Annotated in this window: 2 protein-coding genes; one reads left to right on the top strand and one right to left on the bottom strand. The window is 60.8% G+C overall.

The features are described from left to right. The coding region (locus A2I95_RS38700; protein WP_291737693.1) for a TetR family transcriptional regulator C-terminal domain-containing protein at nt 1–614 on the top strand (614 nt) is incomplete at its 5' end. A gap of 187 nt (nt 615–801) precedes the next feature. On the opposite strand, the gene A2I95_RS38695 is transcribed toward A2I95_RS38700, so the two are convergent. Next, on the bottom strand, nt 802–1325 hold a 524-nt coding region (locus tag A2I95_RS38695; protein ID WP_291737692.1), incomplete at its 5' end, for a 4Fe-4S dicluster-binding protein.

Here is a 1325-nt window from a genome sequence, read left to right as displayed (position 1 = left end):
TGCCTGCAGACCGCGCGCCAACCCGAATTCAGAAAAAGAATCGCGCCGCCATACTGGAGGCCGCGCTGGATGTGTTTTCCAGCCACGGCTTCCGAGGCTCCACCGTGGACCAGATCGCCAAAGCGGCAGGACTCAGCAAGCCGAACCTGCTGTATTACTTCCCCTCCAAGGAAGCGATTTTCAACGAACTGATGGCCGGGCTGCTGGACACCTGGCTGGACCCGCTGCGGGCGCTGGACCCCGACGGCGAGCCGCTGGAGGAGATCCTCGCCTATGTGCAGCGCAAGCTGCAGATGAGCCGGGATTTTCCGCGCGAAAGCCGGCTTTATGCCAATGAGATTGTACAGGGGGCACCCCGGCTGCACGACGTGATCGCCAGCGACTTGAACGGACTGGTGGAGGAAAAAGCACAGCTTCTGCAAGGCTGGATGGATGCCGGCCGGATCAACCGTGCGCATCCCAAACATCTGTTGTTTTCGATCTGGTCGCTAACCCAGCATTACGCCGATTTCGATGCCCAGGTACGCACTTTGATGGGGGATGAAGACCCTTTCGATGCAGCGCCGCAATACCTGGAAACCTTGTATCGGCGGATGCTTACACCGCAAAGCTGACCCCGGAATGCCAACGGCAGCAAAGCGCTCCCGCCCCCGCAAAATACATCAGCCTTGCTGATGCGTATTGAACGGCGTTGGGCCCGGCACCGCGCCTTGCGCGGTGCCGGGCCCAACGGGAGGAGCGCCTCCGGCAGGAGGCCGACGACGGGCGGGAGGACACCCGGGGCCGGGCCCAGGCGGCGGATTACTCCGCAGCCGTAGCTGCCGGGTTGTTCGGATGTGTTGTCCAGTTGGCGTAATCGTCCGAGACCACCTCGCCGGTGCGCTCGTCAATCTGACCCGCGGCCACTTCTTCCATTGTGATGCAGCCTTCAACCGGGCAGACATTCACGCAAAGATTGCAGGCGACGCATTCGTCGTCCTTCACCGTGAACACCCGGTCCTCGCTCATCGCAATCGCTTGATGCGAGGTGTCCTCGCAGGCCGCAAAACAGCGGCCGCAACTGATGCAATCGTCCTGATTGATCTTGGCCTTGGTCACAAAATTCAGGTCCAGGTACTGCCAGTCAGTCACATTCGGAACCGCCATGCCGATGAAGTCCTGGGTGGAGGTGTAACCCTTCTCGTCCATCCAGGTGGACAGGCCCGAGATCATTTCCTTGACCACATTGAAACCATAGGTCATCGCCGCGGTGCAAACCTGCACGTTGCCGGCCCCCATCGCCATGAACTCAGCTGCATCGCGCCAAGTGGTAACGCCGCCAATCG

Source organism: Leisingera sp. F5 (assembly GCF_001593695.1).
Note: the sequence above shows the minus strand (reverse complement) of the source record. Positions and strands in the feature narration are given on the sequence as shown.